The sequence below is a fragment of the Clostridiales bacterium genome (assembly GCA_030016385.1).
In the GTDB taxonomy this organism is placed as follows: domain Bacteria; phylum Bacillota; class Clostridia; order Clostridiales; family Oxobacteraceae; genus JASEJN01.
The window spans coordinates 85,847-108,148 of record JASEJN010000003.1; the positions used below are offsets into that span (position 1 = coordinate 85,847).

The 22,302-nt window shown below is 38.2% G+C and carries 17 protein-coding genes; 3 read left to right on the forward strand and 14 right to left on the reverse strand.

The genetic code is table 11. From position 1 onward, the window contains the following. Positions 1-184: 184 nt before the first annotated feature. The 9 genes from QME45_01460 to QME45_01500 form a co-directional block, all read right to left on the reverse strand. Positions 185-1,747 (reverse strand): DUF3794 domain-containing protein, encoded by a 1,563-nt coding sequence (locus tag QME45_01460; protein ID MDI6617327.1) that lies wholly within the window; start codon positions 1,745-1,747, stop codon positions 185-187. 284 nt (positions 1,748-2,031) lie between these two features. Further along, positions 2,032-3,012 (reverse strand): ornithine carbamoyltransferase, encoded by a 981-nt coding sequence (argF, locus tag QME45_01465; protein MDI6617328.1) that lies wholly within the window; start codon positions 3,010-3,012, stop codon positions 2,032-2,034. Between the two features lie 58 nt (positions 3,013-3,070). Continuing rightward, a complete protein-coding gene (arcA, locus tag QME45_01470; protein ID MDI6617329.1) occupies positions 3,071-4,294 on the reverse strand; it encodes an arginine deiminase in 1,224 nt (407 codons plus the stop codon). 396 nt (positions 4,295-4,690) lie between these two features. After that, positions 4,691-5,185 carry a DUF4362 domain-containing protein gene (locus QME45_01475; GenBank protein MDI6617330.1) on the reverse strand — a complete coding sequence of 165 codons (495 nt, stop codon included), beginning with the start codon at positions 5,183-5,185 and terminating at the stop codon, positions 4,691-4,693. 115 nt (positions 5,186-5,300) lie between these two features. Further along, positions 5,301-5,567, reverse strand: a complete 267-nt coding sequence (locus QME45_01480; protein MDI6617331.1) for a Veg family protein — start codon at positions 5,565-5,567, stop codon at positions 5,301-5,303. A gap of 190 nt (positions 5,568-5,757) precedes the next feature. Further along, the gene (locus tag QME45_01485) at positions 5,758-7,191 is read right to left on the reverse strand and encodes an N-acetylmuramoyl-L-alanine amidase (GenBank protein MDI6617332.1); all 1,434 of its coding nucleotides are present in this window, start codon (positions 7,189-7,191) and stop codon (positions 5,758-5,760) included. Positions 7,192-7,278: 87 nt separating this feature from the next. Then, positions 7,279-8,136, reverse strand: a complete 858-nt coding sequence (yabG, locus tag QME45_01490; GenBank protein ID MDI6617333.1) for a sporulation peptidase YabG — start codon at positions 8,134-8,136, stop codon at positions 7,279-7,281. Between the two features lie 219 nt (positions 8,137-8,355). Continuing rightward, a complete protein-coding gene (locus tag QME45_01495) occupies positions 8,356-9,354 on the reverse strand; it encodes a CotS family spore coat protein (protein MDI6617334.1) in 999 nt (332 codons plus the stop codon). Between the two features lie 184 nt (positions 9,355-9,538). After that, complete coding sequence (locus QME45_01500; protein ID MDI6617335.1) at positions 9,539-10,873, reverse strand: cation:dicarboxylase symporter family transporter; 1,335 nt, start codon at positions 10,871-10,873, stop codon at positions 9,539-9,541. Between the two features lie 367 nt (positions 10,874-11,240). Between QME45_01500 and QME45_01505 the strand changes: the two genes are divergently transcribed. The 3 genes from QME45_01505 to QME45_01515 are packed head-to-tail and all read left to right on the forward strand — an operon-like array spanning position 11,241 to position 14,782. Next, positions 11,241-11,609, forward strand: coding sequence for a metalloregulator ArsR/SmtB family transcription factor (locus QME45_01505; GenBank protein MDI6617336.1), 369 nt, complete (start codon positions 11,241-11,243; stop codon positions 11,607-11,609). Positions 11,610-11,629: 20 nt separating this feature from the next. Then, entirely contained in the window at positions 11,630-13,774 is a 2,145-nt protein-coding gene (locus tag QME45_01510; GenBank protein ID MDI6617337.1) for a heavy metal translocating P-type ATPase, read from the forward strand. A gap of 60 nt (positions 13,775-13,834) precedes the next feature. Continuing rightward, entirely contained in the window at positions 13,835-14,782 is a 948-nt protein-coding gene (locus tag QME45_01515; GenBank protein ID MDI6617338.1) for a D-2-hydroxyacid dehydrogenase, read from the forward strand. A 146-nt stretch (positions 14,783-14,928) separates the two neighbouring features. On the opposite strand, the gene QME45_01520 is transcribed toward QME45_01515, so the two are convergent. The 5 genes from QME45_01520 to QME45_01540 form a co-directional block, all read right to left on the reverse strand. Next, a complete protein-coding gene (locus tag QME45_01520) occupies positions 14,929-15,642 on the reverse strand; it encodes a SprT family zinc-dependent metalloprotease (protein MDI6617339.1) in 714 nt (237 codons plus the stop codon). A gap of 3 nt (positions 15,643-15,645) precedes the next feature. Further along, positions 15,646-18,786 (reverse strand): type I restriction endonuclease subunit R, encoded by a 3,141-nt coding sequence (locus QME45_01525; GenBank protein MDI6617340.1) that lies wholly within the window; start codon positions 18,784-18,786, stop codon positions 15,646-15,648. 35 nt (positions 18,787-18,821) lie between these two features. Next, a complete protein-coding gene (locus QME45_01530) occupies positions 18,822-20,075 on the reverse strand; it encodes a restriction endonuclease subunit S (GenBank protein MDI6617341.1) in 1,254 nt (417 codons plus the stop codon). A gap of 14 nt (positions 20,076-20,089) precedes the next feature. Beyond that, positions 20,090-21,607 (reverse strand): type I restriction-modification system subunit M, encoded by a 1,518-nt coding sequence (locus QME45_01535; protein MDI6617342.1) that lies wholly within the window; start codon positions 21,605-21,607, stop codon positions 20,090-20,092. Positions 21,608-21,853: 246 nt separating this feature from the next. Continuing rightward, on the reverse strand, positions 21,854-22,006 hold the full coding sequence (locus QME45_01540; GenBank protein MDI6617343.1) for a hypothetical protein: 153 nt from the start codon (positions 22,004-22,006) through the stop codon (positions 21,854-21,856). Positions 22,007-22,302 lie beyond the last annotated feature (296 nt).

Genomic DNA, 22,302 nt, shown 5'->3' on the forward strand with positions numbered 1-22,302 from the left:
CAAAGCTGAATATTGTTTCATCCGTTTCAAAGGTTAAATTACGATAATACATTTGATATTTTTACCCTTAAGAAAAGATTTATTCTTTTTTATCAATTAATTAGTTACATTTTTCATTAATGTAAAAAAATAACTGCCGTTTGACAGTTATTTAAAAGATAATAAATATTTGATAGAACTTATATTATAATTTTTTGGGGATTATTAGTTTCATGCCCGGCGTTATCTTGTCCGGATCTTCTATTTCATTCACTTTCACTATATCTTCAATAGTCGTACAATATTTCTTTGCTATATTCCACAGCGTATCCTTTGGCTGCACCATATATATCGTTATGCTTGGTTTATGCACAGGAGGCCCGGTCTCGAGCTCTTCGGCCTTTATAATAAATTCCTTGCTTAACTTCTCATATAACATGACAAGGCAGTCAAGGGTTATTTTTACTTCAACTTCGTCTTTTGTAAGTATCGTGCAGTCCATGCTTTCTACATTTACCTCGACTTCAGATTTCATACCTGTCTTGCAGCCGGGTATCACCACGGACGTTTTAAAGGGCACTTCATCTGAAAAACTATGAACAAGTTTCCCTTCTCCACGCACGAGATAAATGATATCGCAACCCGCTACTCCTTCAACTATGACCTTATCATCTATAACTTTACAATCGGTAACTATCGGATTGCATACAAGATCATATACTTTTTCCATTCCCGGAGAATCCTTTGGTACTTGAAGATTTTCCTTTATCATGGCCTCTGATGTATTCTTCCCATAGAAGATTTCGTAATCTATGTTTACTTTCTCAGGTTCTATCCTTGTAGACGGTGCATACATATCCACAACTACAGGGTATTCTTTCCTCTGCAGTACCCTCGCGTTTATCCCTATAACTCCCTCGATATCTATCTGTCTTCTTTCATTATCTTCATTCTCTTTTATCTCGGTATTTATTTCATCTATGCTGTAGTCTATATTACAGGTCATATCCGGCGTTATACCCGGTATTTCCATAGTATATGTGAATACGAAGTCATCATCTACCTTATATATGTCCACATTTTCATCTGCTCTTGACAGGAATAAAACAGGTACAAATACAGAACCAGAAACATTCACTTTCCCTTCCTCGAGGCTTACTTCCCTTTTGTGAATCATTGCTCTGCACTTTATTACCTCGTCAGCCTGAGGCAGCGTCGTAGGAATCTGAATAGAACCCCTTACTACAGTTTGAGCAGCATTTTCACCAAAAACGTCATCTACAGCAACGGTATCTCTAAGAAGCTGTATGTCCTGTATACCCTCAACCTCTTTTACAATATCTACCGGGACTTTATCCTTAACTTTTCCATCCATGTTTATAACGCATTGAATATTCAATTTTCTGCCGTTTATCCTGTTGAAGTCAATATGTTCAATATTGCATTTAACATCAGCTTCCATCTTTGGCATTGCTCCTGGTATTTCTATATACTGCGAAAAATTATCGCTGTGGGCTATTGAATAGATAGGCTGAGGCTCGTCGCTTGTAGAATAAAGTATTGAAAAATCCACCGTGCCGTCAACCGCTATTCTGTCCTGTTCAACTTCCTTGCCTGTTATATTTGCCTTTCCTTCGACTGATAAAATCTTTGCAATGTCAGGCTTTATATCGGGAACGTTCATATCTTTATCAACCAGTGCCTGGCTTTGGCCTTCTCCGATTACCTGATCGAATTTGAGCGTATCATTAATAAGTTCAAGCGCCATTTTTTCCCTCCTCCAAAATATAGAAGTTACCTATTATAATAATATATGGATATATATAAAAATATGTTTACTTGTACAAAATTATTATATTTTCCTGAGCATTAAAGAAATAATTCAGCTATAGGTATATGTTTTATATTTGAAGAATATTATTCCAATTGATAAGCTTCAGGACAAAAAATCCGTAAAAAAATAATAGATAGGGCATACATATATATTTTATATTTTTAATATGTAGTCCATCTATTATCATAATCGGTTATTCTTAACGGCGCTTTATTTGCTCAGGCAAGCGTCGCCACCATAACGGCCTTGATAGTATGCATCCTGTTTTCCGCTTCGTCAAATACTACGGAGTACTTGCTCTCAAATACATCTTCATCGACTTCACATATTTCAGGATTCTTCGATGACACTTCCGTATCCAGGTTATGAAACGAAGGCAGACAATGTTCAAATATCACATTTTCGTTTCCCGTAGCCTTAACCATATCCATCGTAACCTTATAGGGTTTTAAAAGCGCTATCCTCTCTGCCATCTTATCCTCTTCTCCCATGGAAACCCATACGTCCGTATAGAGCACATCGGCGCCTTTCACAGCCTGCAGAGGATTGCTTATAAATTCGATAGTGCCGCCATTTTCTGCGGCAAGCGTCTTTGCTCTCTCAATCAGCCCACCGGACGGAAGCAACTCTCTCGGCGCGCAATTTACATATGCCATACCCATTTTTGCGCACCCCATCATAAGAGAATTTGCCATATTGTTTCTTCCATCACCTATAAATACCAGCTTTCGCCCCTTTAATTTCCTTCCAAACTTTTCCCTTATAGTCATAAAATCCGCAAGTATCTGCGTCGGATGAGCATAATCGGTAAGCCCGTTCCACACAGGCACTCCTGCAAACTCAGCAAGCTCCTCAACAGTAGACTGCTTAAAACCCCTGAATTCAATTCCGTCAAACATTCTGCCAAGCACCCTTGCAGTATCCTTCACAGTTTCCTTTTTGCCAAGCTGTATGTCGCCTTTCCCAAGATATTCGGGGTGAGCACCTTCATCATAGCATGCCGTCACAAACGAGCATCTCGTCCTTGTAGATGCCTTTTCAAAAATCAAAGCAATATTTTTGCCTTCAAGAAGTTTCCCCCTGACACCGGATCTTTTTTTATGTTTAAGATCATCCGCAAGATCTAAAAGATATTCGAACTCTTCATTCGATAATTGTTCAATAGTTAGAAGCGACTTCCCCCTCATGTTTACAGGCATAATTGATTCCTCCTTTAGTATTCATTTTAACTTCCATTGCCGTCCCATACAGGCCATTTTATACATTTTCCCTTATAAGCGGCATGCTCATGCATCTTGGTCCGCCTCGGCCCCTAGATAATTCAGAGCTTGCAATAGTAAGCACCTTTATTCCATGCTTTGACAGGAGTTCATTTGACACATAGTTTCTTTCATAAGTTATAACTCTGCCGGGTGCGATGGCAAGGGTGTTCGATCCGTCATTCCACTGCTCACGCGCTGCAACTATGGGATCGCCTCCACCGCATCTTATGAGATCCACGCTATCTAAATCAAGCTCATGTTCGAGAATATGCTCTAATGTATCTGTTTGCGATTTGATTTTTATATCACCCTTCCCATCGGGAGTTACTATATAAATATTAAGAGGACCTTCTATACCCGGGTGTATGGTAAACTTGTTGACATCAACCATGGTAAATACGGTATCAAGATGCATAAACGCACGGCATTTGGGTATATCGAATATCAATACTTTATTAAACCCGCCGTATTTAAACACATTCTTAGCCACAATCCTTATTGCATCGATGCTTGTGCGCTCGCTACAGCCTATGGCAATGGCCTTGCTGCTTAGCACAAGCTCATCTCCGCCTTCAATTGAATACGGCATCTCCCGGCTATACCAGACAGGAGTATCCGTATTTTTAAAAATAGGATGATTATCGTATACAAGCCTTAAAAACATCGTTTCTCTTTTTCTGGCTTTAGTTTTCATCTTATTTATCGTAAGTCCCGTGCCAATAGCCGCTCCGATGTCGCGCGTAAAGTACAGGTTTGGTATGGGGTCTATGTAAAACATATATTTATCATCTGTGGTATTTGGGATTTTTTGCTGCAAAATTTCCGGTAAATTTTTCTTTCTTATGCCGGAGATCAAAGTACTAACAAGTTCACTTATACTAAGGGAAGATAAGTAATCCAAAAGAACATTCTTTATGTTTTCGCTTTGTATATCCGACTCTTCCAAAAAAGCTTTTATGAAGTCTGCCCGCAGTTTATCGTCACCCAGCACTTCTTCAACTAATTTCTCTATATAATAAACGTGAGCACCGTTTTCTTCCAATACTTTTGCAAAGCCGTCATGTTCCTGCTGCGCTATCTTAAGATATGGTATGTCATCAAAGAGCAGCCTCTCCAAATATTCCGGGACGAGATTTTCAATTTCCTTCCCAGGTCTATGCAAAAGCACGGCTTTTAATTTGCCTATCTCTGAAGTTATATTTAAAAAAGTTCTGCCCATTGCGCTTTTCTCTCCTTAAGTGAGAATGAGGAAACAAAATACTATCATATATGTTTCCCTTTATTATTTAATTCATGATAAAAAGTAAAACGTTCTTATTTGCCGCAAATAAACAATATAAGACAAGCATTCTTATAAACAAGCATTCTTATAATTACTTTTTTTATTATACATTCACAGTATACAAAAATCAATAAAATATAAAAATCTGCTCCAAATTCGTCAAATTTTTGGTTTGTCAAACTTCCAGCTTGTATTTTGAAGAATATTATTTCAATCGCTAAATTGAAGTTTTGTAAGTTTCGAGATTTGATGCATTCTTTAGGTTAGGCGATTTGAAGAAAAATCCAAGAGGTGTATATTTTCATGGAGAGAAAAGTACGGGAAAGCTTTATTTCACATCGATAATAAGCTTAGTTTTTCACTATTTACAACAGCATAATAATAATTCCCCTCGTGTTGAATCTTGGAAACTTTATATTGTCTTACTTCCCTTGGTCCAAAGCCATCACGGGTTGTATCTTGAATCAGCACTATATTTTCGCCATTATAAATTATATCCTGTATTATTGCGCCGCCTTCGATTGTAAAAGAAGTTATTCTGATTCTATCTTTGTTTCCCTTATTGACATTATCAATAAATTTTATAAATTTTTCTGTGTTTATTGTTCCGATTTTTGAACTCGCTACTACATCTCCGTTTTTACACGCTAATTCAGGCGTATATTTTTCAGGCAATTTTTTAGTTTCATAGTCCTTTAAGAGTTTATAATCCTTTACTTCACTGGAATCCGCAGATTTGCCGATCTTATCTGCTGTGCAGCCTGAGGCAAAAATACAAATATATACAAACATAAGATATGCTGATATTAGCATCAGTTTTCTCCTCATTTTAACACATCCTTCAATAATTTTATTCAAATGTCCATGTCATTTATTATTATATATGTTTTATTATGGAAGTTGAATATTTTTCGTCAAAAAAAATAATCCAGCTTTTACTGGATTAATTATATGCAACATTTTCTTTACTTTTTGAAAATATCAATTGAACTGTTTCTGTCAATATATCTGAATAGCTGTAAGATATCGTTCTTATATCATTGGAGTTTCCTTCAACTCTCACTACAAAAATATTCGGGTAGGTTTTCTCAAGGATGCCTTCCTTGACAAAAATCTTTTTTCTTCCCCCGTTTGCCCTTAACATAACCTTTTCTCCAACATGGCTGTCAATTTCCCTTTTGATGGCGTTTAGTATTTCTTTACTCTTCATGTAAACACCTTCTTTCATAATATCATTTTACATCATGAAGGTGCATATGTCAACATTAAATATTATATTTTAGCAGTAATATATATGCTTGTCAATATTAACAATTTGTTAAATTTCTTAATATTTTAGTATTTTTAATATGCTATCGGGGATATTGCCCCTTATATGGTGATGTTATCTCACTTTTTTGTTATATACCGTAGTAATCCATTATACCCCTGTAAATTGCCTTCGCTGTTTCGTCCTTAACCTTATCGTCCTTTAACCTGCTCTCTTCCTCCGGATTGCTTATATGCATGCATTCTACTACAACTGAGCTCACCTTCGATTCTCTCAGTATATACATATCTGCGGTTTTACATCCCCTGTTTCTTGTTCCCAATGCTTTTACTATGTTATCAAGTATAAATTTGCTTAATTTTTCTCCCTCGGCATCTCCCCTGTAATAATAAACTTCCGTACCCGATACTCCAGAAGCAAAAAAGAAATTCTGGTGTATACTTATCAAAAAATTAGGTCTGTTGCTGTTTACGATTCCTACTCTTTCCGGAAGAGGCACAGCATCATCCTGCACCCTTGTATATATTATTTGGGCACCGCTTTTTGCAAGATACTCACCCAGTTTTTTTACTATATACAAATTCACGTCCTTTTCTCTCAAACCGGAAGGACCTATTTCATCATCGCCCTGTTCTCCCCCGTGGCCGGCATCAATCACGAACGCCTTCCCTTTAAGGGGCATCGCATCGTCCGCAATATCGATATTTCCGATGTCTATATTGGTATAATAGTATTTAAGTATATCGATATAGCTTTTCCCCTGCTGAGCCATGGAATTAGCCCCGTACAGGCACATTCCAAGGCCTTCGCCGCTGCCTCTTACATTAAACCTTATCGCCACGGGATCCCAGCCGAACCTCGATGAATTTAAGCCAAGTATATCTTTTATTTGTTTTCCAGTAAAAAATCTTCCGCCTATTCTGATGCTTCTTATCCTTCCGGTCTCATCCCTGTCAATCCTGTCTACTATCCCTTCCGATTCCGGTCCCGATATGCTGCTGCTTTTAAATATTTTTACATTTAGTTTATCTTCTATTTCTTTAACCGGTATATCTACTGTACTTTCCCAGTATGGAGAATTCGAACAATATTTACATAATACTTTTCTGAAATACATGACCCTGTTTCCGAGCACATCCTCCGAATTTTCCGTACCGCCACCGCACGTCAAATGGTAATCCGCCGTAATAGGTCTTCCGCCGCATGTTATGATAGTGCCCGACGTTATATCGGAAGCAGTACATGCTATATTGTAAAATTCATCGAACCTTTTCCCGACATTTTTCCTTATAAGTTCAATATTTGCTATCTCTCCATAGCCATTCATTCCTGTGGATATATCCGCTCCCGGGTATTTTTCGCAGCCTACGCCGTCGAACATCTTAAGCCTTTTTACTATCGTCGTTCTTACGGCTACTGCTAACGCTTTTACCGCTTCCATTTCAAAAATATCCGGAAGCTCGCAGGTTACTACTCTTTTTACTGCATCGCATAATTGTAATCTTGCCATTTTTTCATTTTGTTCATCAAATATGTTAATCCAGATATCACGATCCGTGTGCATATCTATCTCCCCCCTTGTATAAACCCAAGTCACTCTGATGCATATGTCTTAGCTATGTGCCTTTAAGTTAAAACTTCTATCAATGTATTATACGAATTGCGACTTGGGAAAGCCCTGCCTGTACTTACCTCTTGTTTCCAGACCCCCTACCCCTTTTATTCCAGTTATTGTAGTGCTTATTGCTTCCTGTATCGACAAAACTTTATTTATGCTCGTAAACGCAACCTTTTCACATACAAATACAGGATCAAGGGCATGGATCAATACTCTGTGGGGAGAACTTGCAAAATTAGCACCTGATTCGATTATGGCCTCAAAAAAAGATTGACAGGCACCTGCAAAAATAACAAGATCATCCAGCGACGGCTCATATCTTCTTGCCATTTTTACAGCCTCGATAAAATATTTAGAACTTCTGTAACTGTTGATATCCGTATAATTATTCTGGCCCTTGAGCATGCCGTCATGTCCTGTGAGCACAAGTATATCCGGCCTTATCTCATCTAAAAGCTGAGTTATCACATTGGGCTGTTCCGGCTCATCCACAAGCTTTGCGGTAACGTCGATATTCAGCTGATTATATGTTTTTATACATGTATTTAAATATTCCTGATCCGCATCTATGTGAAGCACCTTTCCTGCCCTGCCAAACATCTCGTCATTCCTATATCCTCTGGAATTCTGGCCTGACTTTCTTTCACCCAGTATTCTTCTTATATTTTTATTGACCTTCTTTGAATATAACATATTATCTGCGTTAACATCCTCAAGATCCGGTTTCTCAAGGTCTGATGTTGGAGCATCGGCTATCAGCCTGTGGTCCACACCCTTTAGTATGGCTTCCGACTCGGCCGCATCTTTCATCAATATATCAATTATTTTAAAATATACATCTTTTCCATGGGATTTTCTAACTACAACATCCCCTATTTTAAATTCTGTCATCCTTTTCCCCCTGGTTTTAAGTAATGCTGTATTATATATTATGAGATGCGCCTATTTATTGTGCATTAAGGGCATATATTTTATATTTGAAGAATATTATTCCAACATCCAAGTTTCAAGGCTGGAGAGCTTCTAAATCAGAAGATTGATTTGAAACGTTTATATGCTTAAAAAATCAAAGGCACACTTCATATCAGTGTGCCGTGAAAACATCCATTTTCATTTTACATACGTTTCCTCAAACTGGCCTATAAAATCGATGTATTCATCCTTTTCTTCGATAATTTCCCTTATCTTTCTTAAAAAGGTGTTATCCGGCCAATTCGATTCATTGTAATAATATCTGTTTGCAAGCCTCCAGAGCCTCTGAGGAAATTTTAAAAATGCAAGCATAACCATGTTTTCCTCATCTGTTATGGGGCTTATTTTAATATATTCGTCGATTAAATCCCTCGAGAGGTCAAAATTCCACATATTCCTCTTTAAAACTTTGGTTAAAAAACTGGTAATATCGTATGTTCTTATTTCGTATTTGCAATAGTCAAAATCTATTACAAATATATTATCATCTTTATCAAATATTATATTATGGTACGTATAATCATGATGGCAAAAACTCTTTTCTTCAAGAGTTTTCTGGACAACATAATCGTATTTTGACCTGTTTAATGTATCGATCGCTTCATTTGCAAGCCCAACATACAGGTCGATGTTATCAATATATAATTTATCGAATTCCGATTTGTCGAGTTTATTTTCAGCGATCGTCTTCATTTTTTTAAGGCCATCTCTTCTTTTTGTCATGAGATGATGCCATCTTCCAAGATCGGATTTCAATTTGGCTCCTTCGTACATTTCATAGCCTTTTGACGCTTCATACAGTTGTGCAAGGGTGGACGCTGCGCGAATTGTCTCATTGTAATCTCTAAAGTCGCATTCCCTTCCCTCTACCCATTCAGTTATTACATATATATCATCTCCATATTCGACATAAGGATTTCCATCAGGCGTCAAGATATACCTGTCTATATTAGAAAATCCATGATTGATTAAATGTTCTTTCGCCCCATATATAAATAATAATTTCTGAGTACCATAATTTAATCTTTTAAGACATTTCAATCCTTTATTTGTTCTTATAAGATAAACTCCTCTCGTTGGCGAAATGCTTTCAATCTGGAGACCAAACTGTTTAGCTATTTCTTTTTCCCAGAACATTATACCACCCCCATGGTATATGTTATGTGCGACTTTATCATCCTATAACCTAAATACTGATGAACTTCAGAAAAGAATAACCACCGTCAAATCGGGATAATTGCCTGCAATATAAAATGCTTGACTCGATATATACCTAACCATATATTAACATAAAATAGATTGTCCTGCAAAGAAAGCATTTTCACCGGCTGAATATATCATCACTAAAATCTTTATCTAATTTTGAAGATATAACTCCTGCGAGTATCGCGTCATTGACGTTGAGAGCAGTTCTGCCCATGTCTATAATAAAATCGACTGAAGCTAATATGGCCACTAATTCAATAGGCAGGCCGAACAATGAAAGTACAAGTATCGAAGCGTTGGTAGCGCCCCCGCCGACACCTGCTATCCCTATGGATGAAACTGTTACATAGATAATCAGTAAAATTATAAAACCCGGGCTTGACACATTCCAGCCAAGTGCCGCCGCTACAAGTGTAGTAACCATTGCAGGATAGACACCTGCACAGCCATTCTGCCCGATTGTAGTACCGAATGCTCCCGCAAGATTTGCATGCGCCTTGTCCACTCCTAACTTGTCGGTCTGTACCTTGATGGTAAGAGGCAACGTAGCGGCACTGCTTCTTGAAGTAAAAGCGAATATCAGCGCAGGCGACACTTTGCCTAAGTACCTTCTTATATTAATTCCGGACACCCTGAGTATTAAAAGATGGATAAGGAACACAAAGATAAGCGCTGCAAAGCATGCAATGACAAATAAAAGAAGATTCAGGACACTTTGGAACGTATTTGTTGCAGTTACCTTGCTGATAAGCGCCAGTACTCCATATGGAATAAAATTTATGACAAAATCCGTTATTGTCATGATCAGTTCATTGGCCCCATCGACAATTGCCAAAAATTTTTCACCAAGTTGAGAATTTTTTTTGCTTATAGAAAGGATTGCAAAGCCTGTAAGCACGCCAATAAATACAATCGGCAGCGCAGCATTAGACGTAAATGCACTGAATATATTTGACGGAATAATATTTAATATACTGGTTGGAACATCCGTGGGTACCGGTATCTTTTCTTTTTGGGCGCTTGAAACGCTTTTCACCAGCGCACTGGCATCCAAACCAAATATTCGAACTGCCAAAAACCCTATAAATCCTGAAATAGCAACTGTAATCAGTAGTATCCCAAGAACTCTGCCGCTTGTCTTGATTGCCTTTGAACCTGTCTGTATTTTAGTAATAGCACTGACGATGGATATCAGCACAAGAGGCACTATTAAAAACTGCAATGATTTTGTAAATCCTGACCCTACAATCCCGAACCATCTGGCGGCGCCCTGAGTGACACTGCCTTCTGCCCCGAATGCCATCTGAAGAGCAGAGCCGAAAATAATACCAAGGCCCAAAGCGATTAATGTCCTTACTGTAAATGATACTTGTTTTTTCTGAAGAAAAACAAGCAAACCTGCAAAGACTGCAAAGATTATTAATGCGATTACTATATAAAATAAATCCATATATTATCTCTCCCTTATTATTGATGCATACAGATTATTTGAGGATTATTATTTCAATCGCTCCATCAAAACAGCACAGGCTTTCTAAAAAAGATTCGTCAGCTTGCATGGTCAAATCATTTTTAATCTCAGCCATTTTATCGACCTCCTAAAATTGTTCATTTTATGTATATGTCATATATGAATACATATGCGTTCTTATTTCAGCTGCAATACTTTTATATCAAGGTGTATGTATATTATTTTAAGAATATAAAATATGCACCTTTTTATCTACCCGTCTATTGACATATTCATGTATTTAATATATTATACTCATATGAACATATACTCAATTGTTCATTTATTCAGAAAATGAGGTGATTCTATGGCTGAGCATAAAGACGAAATTGAAAAATGCGACTGCACTATTATACATCAGGACATTGTAAATATGGTTAAAGCCAAAATGCCTCCTGACGAAAATCTATACGATCTTGCAGATCTTTTTAAAGTCTTCGGTGATACTACAAGAGTAAAAATGCTCTGGGCTCTCGATGAATCTGAAATGTGCGTTTGTGACCTGGCAGCTCTTTTGAATATGACCCAATCGGCGATTTCCCACCAATTGAGAGTACTGAAGCAGGCCAGACTCGTTAAATTCAGGAGAGAAGGTAAAGTCGTGTTCTATTCACTTGATGATGAACACATAAGGCAAATATTCGACCAAGGTTTAAATCATATAAACGAATTATAATTTTGAAAGGAGATTTTCCAATGGATGGGGCAAATAAAAAAGAACTGATTCTGGAAGGCTTGGAATGCGCAGACTGTGCTGCGAAAATCGAAGCAGGCGTAAATAAAATAAAGGGCGTAAATTCAGCAACATTTAACTTAGTCACTAAAAAGCTTACATTTGAAACAAACACTAAAAACGATACAGACGATATTACATCTGAAATAAAGAATCTTGTCAAAACCATCGAGCCGGATGTCTGTGTTTTAGACAATGCGGAAGATAGATGCGATTGTCTATCCTGCAGAGCAAATAATACGGATAGAAATACGAACGATGTTGTTTTTAAAAAGGCTACCCGTTTTGGAATATCCGCAGCATTTTTTGCAGCTGCGATTTTTTTTAAACTTCCGTCTTATCTCAATCTTTCATTCTTCTTAATAAGCTATGTACTATCGGGCGGCGAAGTAGTTTTTAAAGCTGTAAAGAACATTGCGAGAGGCCGGATTTTTGACGAAAATTCCCTGATGAGCATTGCGACTATCGGCGCTTTTGCAATAGGAGAATTCCCCGAAGGGGTAGCGGTAATGCTGTTCTTCCAGGTTGGCATACTCCTGCAAAATATCGCCGTGGACCATTCGAGAAGATCTATCGCTGCACTTATGGACATACGCCCCGATTTTGCCAATTTAAAAACCGGTGATGATATTAAAAAGGTATCGCCGGAAGACGTGGGGATAGGCGATATTATCATAATAAAGCCGGGAGAAAAAGTACCCCTTGACGGTAAAATTATCGAAGGAATGTCAATGGTAGATACGTCCGCTTTAACCGGCGAATCGGTTCCGCGGGAAGTCAAAGCGGGAGACGATATCCTGAGCGGTTTTATAAACAGGAACGGGCTTTTAGAAGTCCAAGTATTAAAGAAATTCAGAGAATCCACAGTGTCAAAGATACTTGACCTGGTGCAAAATGCCAGCAGCCGTAAGGCTCCTACTGAAAATTTCATTACCAAATTTGCAAGATATTACACACCTGCTGTCACAATAGCAGCGCTGCTCATAGCAACGGTTCCACCGCTTATATTGCCGGGCGCCCTATTTTCAAATTGGTTGTACAGGGCTTTGATATTCCTTGTCATATCCTGTCCCTGCGCGTTGGTTGTGTCCATCCCCTTGGGCTTCTTCGGCGGCATCGGCGGCGCATCCAAATGCGGCATACTGGTAAAGGGCAGCAACTACCTGGAAGCCTTAAATAATGCGGATATAATCGTATTCGATAAAACCGGAACACTTACAAAAGGAGTATTTAAAGTTACACAAATAAATCCTGAAAATAGTTTCTCAAGCAGCGAGTTATTGGAATACGCCGCATTTGCCGAGAGCTATTCAAACCACCCCATCGCCCTTTCCATCCGTCAGGCATACGGCGGGGAAATAAGCAAGGATGAAATACAGGATTACAGCGAAATTCCCGGCCAGGGGATAAGGGTAAAAGTAAAGGGTAAGCAAATACTTGCCGGCAATACAAGGCTTATGGAAAATGAAAATATAGCCTGTGATGAAACAGACGCCATGGGAACGGCAGTACATTTGGCAGTTGATGGAGAATATGCCGGATTTATAATCATATCCGACGAAGTAAAGGAAGATTCTGCAAAAGCCTTGAACGCCCTCAAGGATATAGGCGTCAGAAAACTTGTAATGCTTACAGGCGACAGCAAAACAATAGGTGAGCGTATAGGCAGGCAGCTTGGGCTTGATGAAATTTATACCGGGCTTTTACCGGATCAAAAGGTTGAAAGGCTCGAAAGTCTAAATAAAGAAAAGACATCCAATGGAAAGCTTATCTTTGTTGGCGATGGCATAAATGATGCTCCTGTACTTGCAAGGGCCGACGTCGGTGTTGCCATGGGCGGTTTGGGTTCTGATGCGGCCATAGAGGCAGCCGATGTAGTATTAATGACAGATGAACCGTCAAAACTCGTTAGCGCCATAAAGATAGCCAAAAAAACAAAGCGCATCGTATGGGAGAATATTATTTTTGCATTGGGAGTGAAGATAGCCATTTTATCCTTAGGCGCTCTCGGTTTGGCAAACATGTGGGAAGCTGTATTTTCGGATGTGGGAGTTGCCTTGATAGCCGTGGTAAATTCACTCAGGGCAATGAGAACAAAGGGAATCTGACCTGAAATTTGGAATATTGAATTATATAGATAATTATAAAATATGATCGGGAGGGAAAAAATGAAAAAACTTCTTATCTGTAATGGTTTTCCGGATGAATTCGCTTCGAAATTGATCGTAAAACATAAGGACGACATTTCAATTACTGTCTGCAAAAGCAAGGATGAAATGTTGAAAGATATCGAAGATGCCGAAATGTTTATAACCTTCGTATGCAACAGGGAAATGCTTGAAAAAGCGAAAAAATTAAAATGGATACAGGTGCTAAGCGCAGGTGTGGACGGTCTTCCTCTTGACTTAATAAGCAAGAAGGGCATCATGCTTACAAACGGTAAGGGCATCCATAAAAATCAGATGTCCGAATATGCAATATGGGCCATGATAAGCCTTGCGCGAAACAGCAGCATAATTTTCAGAAACCAGGTAAATGGCAAATGGGATGACAGCATACCTCAGAATGAGATAAACGGGTCCACTGCAGGTATATTAGGCCTTGGAAGTATCGGCCGTGAGACTGCGAGAAAGGCTTCTGCATTGGGAATGCATGTTGTAGGCGTAAAGAGGACGCCTCAAAATGTAGAATATGTAGAAAAAGTCTATGGAGAGGATGGCATGGAAGAAGTCTTTAAGAAAAGCGATTATATCATAAACATCCTTCCTCATACACCAAAGACAGATAAAATCATAGACAGGCATTATTTTAGCCTTATGAAAAAAACAGCCTGCTTTATTAACATCGGCAGGGGTGCTACTGTAAATGAAGAGGACCTTATAGAGGCACTTCGCGAAAAAAGGATAAGGTCCGCGGTACTGGACGTATTCGATGAGGAACCGCTTCCTAAAAGCAGCCCTCTCTGGAGGATGGAAAATGTCATAATCACCCCTCACGTATGCGGTGAATCATCAAAATATTTAGAGCGGTCCATGAAAATAATAGAACATAACCTTGAAGCGTATCTAAACGGTGAAAACATGATAAATGTAATAAACCTTGAAAAGGGATATTGATTCGATATCCCTTTTCAAGGAGCGTTGCAACTATTTTATAAGGATCATCGCTAAAATCTTGGCTCAATTTAAAAATATATACATCAACAAAATAATAAATGTTTACTAAATACTGTTTAATATGTTTCCGCTTCTCCTATGCATATTTACAAATCCATCCTCACTCCATAATTTTTAAGCCATTCTTTTCTACCTGCATAATCCGGCAATACTGCTGCGACCATGTCCCAAAATTGTTTGGAATGATTCTTATAGAACATATGACACATCTCATGTACTATGATATAGTCAAGAACAGGTGAAGGCGCCATTACACATCTCCAATTGAAATACAATTTATTTGCTGGTGTGCAACTTGCCCATCTTTTTTTCTGTTCCTTAGCCCCTATTCCATTAGGCTTCTTATTCAGCATAGGCTCATAATATTTAACCCTCTCTTCTGCCTTTTCAAGAGTCTTTTCCCTGTACCATTTTTCCATTGCACTCTTTATGATATCCTCATTGACTTTCGGTAAAGTCACATAAAACTTTCCCCTGTATATCTTGACTTCTGCTCTTTTTATGCTTTCGTCCCTGATTATCTGAAGGGAATAGTTCCTACCAAGGTACATAAATGATTCGCCGTTTACGAACTCTCTGTTTATACGCAAATATTCCATGTCTTTGAAACTAAAGAGTTTCTTTATAATCCAATTTGCCTTTGATTTTACCTTTTCAAGTACAATATCCTCTCGAGTGCCAATAGGAGCAACTGCATATACTTTATCCGGGGGAATAACTCCTATCTCAATAGTCTTCCTCTTTTTATATGTCAAATCAAATATAATCGTTGTAGTGCCATATTCAAAACTAAAATTCATAGATTATCCCTCAATCTTTGAGTAATGCCTTTTTGCAAGTTGCAGCAGAGGCTGCACAAGTTGCTTTCTTTTCTCCAAACTTATCTGCTTAAAATACTTAAGATTCAGCATCATAAAAATACTTCCCTCTATATCCGCAGTTTTGGTCGGATTTGCAGCCCAATCGACCGTATAGTTCTTTTCAACAATGTCTGCAACATCCTTTGCTATGTTCTTTGATAGTTCAATATCATCCTCCGTTATATATTCCGCCATGTCCTCTTTAACGACGCTATCTTCATGATAGGATATATTCTTCTCTACAACCTCGAAGAATGAAAATTCCTTATCTGTAAGCCCCAGACTTTCTGCTTCATCCTTTTCTCCATGCTCAATTTCACTATTTATGAACTTCTCGAGTTGTTTTCTTCTCTCAATCCAGTCATTATTTGTTTCGTCAATTATTTTCTGCAATTTTTCAAGGAGGCTTGTATAATATACCGGATTGTCCTCAAGCTTTACATGAATAACGCATTTTACCGCATGCTCCATTGCAGATGCTATTGCTTCATCGCTTTTAAGTTTGCCTATTTTCTTATTAAAGTCCGGGTCAAACAATGTTATCGGCTTTATCCACTGCTGAACGCCCAGGGACTTAAGGTGGTCATAGATTATTTTTTTCACCTTTTCACCGCAGTCTGATATATTGAGTTTGGACTCAGGCTCAAACCTTGCCTTCGCTGCGGCTCTTATATATGTAAGCCATCTTAAGTCGTTTATATTTTCTGTGGGTACATGACCTGGAAGCAACTGTTCCATTGTACCTGCAAACCTTTTATATGCCATTTCAAATTCTGCTCTTTTATCTTCAGGCTCAATGCATTTTACAAGTTCATCAATATTGTTTTTATCCGCCCCTGCAAATATCCCCATTACCGATTCCCTGTAGGACAACATCTGCTTGTAGACAGAATCTGTTGACTCCATCGGCTGGCCCAATTCCTTCTTATCAAATATCGATAATGCTTCTTCCAAAAAGTTTGATATTCCGTAATAGTCCACCACATATCCGCACTTTTTCCTGTCTCCGCAGGTCCTGTTCACCCTTGCAATCGCCTGGAGAAGGTTGTGTTCCTTTAATGGCCTGTCAAGATACATCACCTGTTCCACCGGTGCATCAAACCCGGTAAGCAGCATATCCCTTACAATTATAAATACGAGTTTATCCTCATTTAAAGGTTTTATAAACCTTTTTATAATCCCATCCTGTTCAGTCTTTGTTGTATAATATTTCTTCAAATAAGGGAGATCGTTTAGTTTCCCCGAAAATATTATTTTGGCTTCGAGGGGTTCTCCCATTATTTCTGCCATATGTTTGTTCAATGCATTATAATATTTCACACATGCTTCCCTCGATACACATACGACCTGGGCTTTAAATCCGTTTGGATATACCTGAGCCTTGTAATGCCTGAGCAAATCCTGTGCAATATCATCTATCCTGTCATCCGACTCAACGAGTGTTTTCTTGCTGCCATACTTTGCCTTTATGGCTTCCTTTTCCTCGCCAGTCTTATCCTCAAATGCCTGCTCAAACAATTCCTCCAGTGAATCTCCTTTTATCTGTAGGTCAGGCCTCCTACCCTCATAGATGATCCTGACAGTTTCTCCATCGTCAACTGACTGCTGTATTGAATACTTATCTATGTAAGAGCCAAATGTCCTTGGGGTTGACTTATCCTCTCTGTCAATAGGCGTGCCCGTAAAGCCGATGAATGCAGCATTGGGAAGAGCGTCTCTCATATTCCTGGCCATTTCTTTATACTGGCTCCTGTGTGCTTCGTCGACCAATACTATAACATTTGACTTTGTGGTTAAAACTTCGAACTCCTTTTCAAAGTTAAGCCCGGTCCCCTGCTTTTCATCCTTTAGAATTACCCTTTCATCCTTATCACTCTGGAATTTTTGTATTGTTGTCGTTATAACCTGAGGCTGGGCAAGAGACAAAATTTTCTTCATCTCACTTACGGTTTCAGCATGAACCGGAGTAGTCGTACCCGACAATGTTCTCATAAACGTGTTGAATATCTGATTGTCCAAGTCAATCCTGTCCGTTACCACAACTATTATGGCATCGGCAAGTTCAGGTATATGTCTAATCTTTCTTGCCAGAAATACCATGGTAAGCGACTTGCCAGAGCCTTGGGTATGCCATACGATGCCGCCCCTTGACAGGCTGTCCTTGCCATTTACAAGCCTGTGTATCGCCTTGTTTACTGCTCTGAACTGTTGGTATCTGCATATTTTCTTTAACCTTATTCCAGAATCTTTGTCCGTCTCAAAAAGTATAAAGTTCTGCAGTATATCCAAGATATTGTTTTTCTCTAATAATCCCTGAAGGAATATATTCTGCCCAAAGTTTTCTGCATTCTCAATTCCCTCTATTTTAAAAGGATATGGATCCTTCCATTCAATGTAATGTGTATAATCCGTGGTTATGGTACCAAGGTAACCGTGGTATTTATTCAATATGCCGGTAAAAAAATTTGTATAAAAAAGCCTTGGGGCACCTTCCATGCTCTGAGGTTCCCTCTCATTCATATATCTTCTTAACTGGGTATATGCCTCTTGTTTTCCTGCTTTTTCATCACTGTCTTTTTCAAGAAAAGGTGATTTGCATTCAAGTACAACCACCGGAATGCCATTGATAAATATGACAATATCAGGGATAGCCTTTTCGTCAGGTCCCTGCACCTTAAACTGCCTCGTCACAAGGAATTCATTATTATTGAGGTTATCCCAGTCAATGAATTCTACAGTATGGTATTTTTTTAGCCTGCTTCTGTCGATATCCTGTTCCAATGAATAGTTTAGGTTTACTATTGCATCATATATCTTTTCATTAATCTCAAGGAGGCTTGCGCCAAGATTCTCCGGCCTTGAAAGATACCTCACCGCTTTATTTATATTGCTCTCGTCCATCCATGGATTAATCCTCTTTAATGACCTTTTCAGCCTTTTGACAAGTATAACCTCAGTATATGTATCCCTTTCTCCCTTTTCAGGAGTAAGTTCGTCTCCATGGACGAATTCGAAGCCAAGTCTCTTTAGATATTCTATTGCCGGCAATTCAACAAGGGTTTCTTCGTTACCAAGATATGGCATATATCACACCTTCTTAATACTTATCTTATAAATGATTAAACTTTTACTCGTATTTTACCTGTAAGAAGTTTTTGCATAAGCCCATTTTTAAGTCGTTTAAGATTTTCTTTTTGCGATTCATACTGGGATATTTTTTCGTCTATTAATAATAGAATTAATGCTAACTTCTGCTGTTCTTTATAACTTGGTATCGGAATTAATAATGTTTTAAAATCTGTCTTATTAAACTTTGGTTGAGCAGTAATTGAAATTATATCTTTTAAACTTTCCTGGCCGAACCTACTTTGCAACCAATAAAAAATGTAATCTTTGTTTTCATTACTCCTTACTAATATTGCATTAGGGCCTAAGGTCATTGGTTTGTTTATATTTGGAATTCTAAATGGAAATCCTGCATAAGCACCAACATTGGCAATTATTATGTCTCCTGGCTCTAAACAACTTTTATTAAGAAAGTTATACCCTTTTTTATCAATATAAATAAATGGTCCTTGAAAATTGTTATTATAATCAGTCAATCTTATTAGTATTGCATAATCTTCTTCATCTCTATAATTAACGTTCTCTTTTAATGAAGCAAAACTTCCATTCGCAACATAATCAGTTACTGTGTAAAAGACTTCTCCAGCCCTCTTTACCTTCCATTCCACAGGTATTTCTCCGACTTCTGTCTTCTTAAACTTTGTATGCCCTATTCCCTTTGTGAGGAGTCTTTGCATAAGCCCTTTTTTCAGCTCTTTTGCCTTTTCTATTAAACTTTCAGTTTCCTCAATATGTTCATCAACAGTAGAAAGAATCGAAGCTATTTTTTGTTGCTCTATGAGTGTTGGAATAGCAACTAAACTGTTGTTTATATCTTCCCGTGTGATACCAGGAATTAATCCAACTGCACTTTCATTATAATTATCCTGCATGCTCTGAAGGAAGTAAAAAATATATTTATAGTTCCATTTGTTTGTTCTAATAGCCATCAACTGCCTACTGATGCAGTATTGATCGTCAGATATAATAACTTTTCCGGCTCCAGAACCTTTTACAGTAATAAGTATATCATTCTTTTCACACATTGCTTTTGGCTTATCCGTATACTTTGTCCTATGTATTTTACCATTTGGAAAGTCTATTGGACCTGTCAAATATCCAATGCCAATCTTTTCCTCCGAATAATCACTTGCACATACATGTTGCCCAGATATTAATTCAATATCGTCTTTGAGTGAATTTACTTCCCAATCTTCCGGTATCTCACCCAATTCAGTCATCTTATATCCTTCTCTTGCCTTCTTCATCTGTTTCACCTGCCCTATATTGTGCTATATCCCAGTTCTTTAAGATACTTATTTAACTTTTCTTCTGTATCCGCCATTTTAAACTTAAGCTCCCTTATGTCATCCAAAACCTGGTCTATATCAATTTCCTCTTCTTCCTCAGTTGTGTCCACATACCTGCTTATGTTGAGATTGCAGTCATTTTCTTTAACGGTATCAAGAACCACGACAGATGCGTATTTCTCCACATCCTTATACTCTTCATAAGTCTTCACAATCCTGTCCATGTCCTCGTCCCGAAGTTTATTCTTATTTCCGTCTTTAACAAATCCCTGGCTGGCATCAATGAACAGTATTTTCCCTTTATGGTCCTGCGGTTTATTCTTGTTTATTACAAGTATTGCTGCAGGAATGCCTGTTCCATAGAATATGTTCTGAGGAAGTCCTATTATGGCTTCAATCAAGTCATCTTTTATGAATCCTTCTCTGATTTTGCCTTCCGCCCCACCCCTGAAAAGCACTCCATGGGGAATTACCGTTGCCATCCTACCTTTTGAATTAAGGCTTGCTACCATATGTGATACAAACGCAAGGTCTCCGTAGGATTTTGGAGGGATTCCGTATACAAACCTGTGATATGGATCAGCCTGTGCCTCGACATAGCCCCAGTTTTTAAGCGAGAACGGTGGATTGGCAAGAACAATATCAAATGTCTTCAATGTCCCACCTTCAAGATGCATGGGTGTTCTTATGGTATCGCCCTTCCTGATATCTGCTCCCTTTACATTATGAAATATCATGTTCATCTTGCATATGGCCCATGTTGAAAGGTTTATCTCCTGCCCGTTTACAGAAACATTTTTATGGTTTCCGCCCTTCTCTTTTATGTACTTAATCGACTGAATCAAAAACGAGCCGCTGCCGACAGTCGGGTCGTATATCCTATCACCTTCGTGAGGCTTTAGCAATCGGACCATTGTCCTTACTACCTCCTGGGGAGTATAGAATTCTCCCCCTTTTGCACCGCCATCATCTGCAAACTGCTTTATAAGGTACTGATATGCATCTCCGAGCACATCGTCATTCTCAAGGTTGTCTCTTGAAAGATTTAGCGTGTCAAATAATAATAACAACTGGGACAGTTTCTTGTCGGGCACCCTTTCCTTATCATTATAGTTTGCTGTTGTAAGCACGCCAATCAGTTCAGAATTTTTCGATTCGTCCTCGATTGCCTTAAATGCCTTATCAAGTTCAGGCCCAATATTTAGCGTAAGGTTTCTGAGTTTATCCCACCTTGCTCTTTGAGGAACAAAAAATGTTTCATAAGTGAGAGGATATTCAAGCAGCCTTTCAATCTCAGATTTAGACATTCCCTTGGATAAGAAGTCCTCTCTCTTTTTCTGCCTTTCAGTTTCAAAGTCATCATTCATTTTCTTTAAAAACAAAAGACCGAATATGTAATCCTTATACTCAGCCGCATTAAGTTCTCCCCTCAAAATATCAGCGGCTTTCCAAAGCGTCGATTCAAGTTCCTGTAAAGTTAATTTTGCCATTAGTTTTCACACTCCACATATAAGTACAAATTAGCACAATTTTTAGTAATTATCATTTTTATAGTAGCACATTAGATATAATTATTGAAGGACTATGATGCTTCCATTTGCCCATTATATTTACAATTTTGTACAATATCAAGAAAAAGGGAAAATGACTGCCGGTCTAAGCAATCCATTTTCCCTTCAATTCCTTTTATTATCAAGGCTTACGATATCGTGCCCTGTGCCGAATTCATATTCAATTTAAGATCCAATTACACACTTTTTATGTAACCCAAATAAAGTCTGCTCTAAAAGATAAAAAAGTCTGCTCACACATACCCTCCCAGGCCTTGTCAAATCTACATCTCCCATATTCTGTTTATTGCCCACATTTTCCCTTTTTATGTTTTCCATTCATTTTTCTTCCCATATTTCTTCCAATCCATATCCCTAAACTGAAACAAAGTCTGCTCAAAATTCAGGGGGGAGGGGTAAGAAGAAAGGGAAAAGGACTGCCAATTTAAGCAATCCATTTCCCCTTCAACTCTTTCATTATCAAGGCTTACACTATCGTACCCCGTGCTGCATTCATATTCAATTTAAGATCTGATTTATTAAACCCGTTAAAAATTTTTGGTCAAACTTTGTTTTCAGTGAGCAATGTTTGTTTAAGGAATGTGTTTTTTGAGCAAACATTGTTTTCATATCAC